This window comes from Shewanella sp. SG41-4 (assembly GCF_014164505.1).
Lineage (GTDB): Bacteria > Pseudomonadota > Gammaproteobacteria > Enterobacterales > Shewanellaceae > Shewanella.
The window spans coordinates 1-2100 of sequence record NZ_JACJFI010000468.1; the positions used below are offsets into that span (position 1 = coordinate 1).

The 2100-nt window shown below is 38.3% G+C and carries 3 protein-coding genes; all 3 read left to right on the top strand.

Annotated elements, in window-relative coordinates; translation table 11 throughout:
• A partial coding sequence (locus tag H5202_RS21180) for a hypothetical protein (protein WP_182773797.1) occupies window positions 1-712 on the top strand: 712 nt, incomplete at its 5' end.
• The gene (locus tag H5202_RS21185) at window positions 709-1485 is read left to right on the top strand and encodes an OmpA/MotB family protein (RefSeq protein ID WP_220493956.1); all 777 of its coding nucleotides are present in this window, start codon (window positions 709-711) and stop codon (window positions 1483-1485) included. The genes H5202_RS21180 and H5202_RS21185, both read left to right, overlap by 4 nt.
• Window positions 1486-2100 (top strand): hypothetical protein (locus H5202_RS21190; RefSeq protein ID WP_182773798.1); only part of this gene is annotated, 615 nt, incomplete at its 3' end. It abuts the gene before it with no gap.

Genomic DNA, 2100 nt, shown 5'->3' on the forward strand with positions numbered 1-2100 from the left:
CGCTAATATTCCCGAAAGAATCACCAATGCGACTGAACAGAGTATCAAGCAATCGGCAATGCAACTTCAGGGTCTAATGGAGCAGCTTCTACCAGATATCGTAGCAAAAGTATCAGATAGCTTAGGGCAACAAGTCGATTCATTTATGTCACAGATTTCTGATGCCGAAAGTCATTTAGCGGTTATGTTGGAAGAGTTTCCAAGTGTGGTCGAACAGCTGGGTAAGTTGAATAAAGAACTGGTAGGAAATGCCCAAGTTATCGGTAAGCTACATGATGTGACAAAGAAAAGTTTGACTACATTTAATAAAACTTCAGACAGTTTGACTGAGAGTGTGTCAAACATGACCGAAGCAAATCAATCCTCAGCGGAGGTAGCTAAAACTTATCAAGAGTTATTGAAAGGTATTCAAGACGCAGCTAAAAATGCTTCTGACTTTAGCCAATCTTCAGCTCAAACTGCAGTAAAACTTAAACAAGCACTATCCGAGCACAGTAATTTAGGTGACGGAATCAAGTCAGCTATTGAAGCATCTATGAATCAATTGCATTTAGGGCTAGGCGAATATGCCAGTTTAACAAACAAACATATGTCAGCTTTAGATCACGATGCGAGTAAAGTTTCTGGCCACTTAGTAGAGGCGATTAAAGAGATTGATCTACTAGTGAAAGATATCGCCAAAACAAACACTAGATTGAGTGGTGCAGCGTGAGAATAAAAAATCAAGATGACACGAGTTACATGATGGCTGTGTCAGACGTTATGTCAGGACTGATGTTCATTTTTATCATCACGTTGGCTATTTTTGTTATCGACTTTTTGATTGCTTCACGTGAGCAAGAAGATAAATATGCTGAATTACAACGTTATACCGACAAACTAAAAGGCAATAATGAAACTCGTTCTAAGATGTTAAGCGATATTCAGAAATCTCTGTCAGATAAAAATGTCGATGTCGAAATTGATATCGAGCACGGTGTGTTAAGACTAAATGAAAATGCCATTAGGTTTGACACTGGGGCTGCAGATTTGAATGAAACTCAAGTAGAACGTCTCGGTATTGTTGCTGAAGTCATTGCGGCAATATTGCCTTGTTACGCCGCAAATCCACCAATAGACAATGGATGTATTGTCGATACAAAGGGCAAAATTGATTCAATATTTATTGAAGGTCACACCGACAATGTTCCTATTACCGGTTGGCTTGCACAAAAATACCAAGACAACTGGGTATTATCAGCCCATAGGGCGATGTTCACATACCGCGAAGTCACCAAAAAAGAATCAATTCTGGCAGAGATGAAAAATAACAGTAATCAGCCAGTGATTAGTGTTAGTGGATACGGTGAAGGCAGGCCTGTACCTGGCCATGAATATAATATGCCAATGTCAGATCCTATCAATCGTCGCATAGATTTTCGTTTTATTATGACTCCACCTTCTATCACTGAGGCTGAAGCCGCACTTGAAGGGAATTTCGAATAAATGACCCATTTATCTGCACTGCCAACAGAACGCTACTTGCAAAAGTTAAGTATTCAATTACCTAAAATGTTGTTTGAAAATGATTTTACCGCCACGGATACGGAGCTAAAATCTTGCTTTAACTATGCCAGCCAACACCTAAAACAAGGGCAATTGAATATTGATCATATATCATTATATCAACAACGTCTTATTGCCAGTTTAATCACCTTAGGCTTAGATAAAAAACAAAAAATCGGTAACATTTTGGCTATGAATAACATCTGGCAATCATGTATTTCGATATTCACATCCAGAGTAGACCCATTAACGGTTCATATTTTACTGAAGTCGTTTGATAACATAGTGAAGTCAAAATCGACAGAATCAATGTATCGTATTATTACTGATATAGACGCACTATCAAATCAGATTATCTTTGCCGGCTCGCCTCGTTCCAATCAAATAAAATTAATTAAAAACAACGGGGCAGCAGACCTTGATGACAAAACCGGATGGTACAAAAAAGCGGTATTGTCCCAAGTAAAATCTCAACTTAATATCGTTAATATTTTTAATGAATATGTTAATGGCACACGTGTTTACTCGCCATTTGATGTTGCGCGGGAAAGTAAT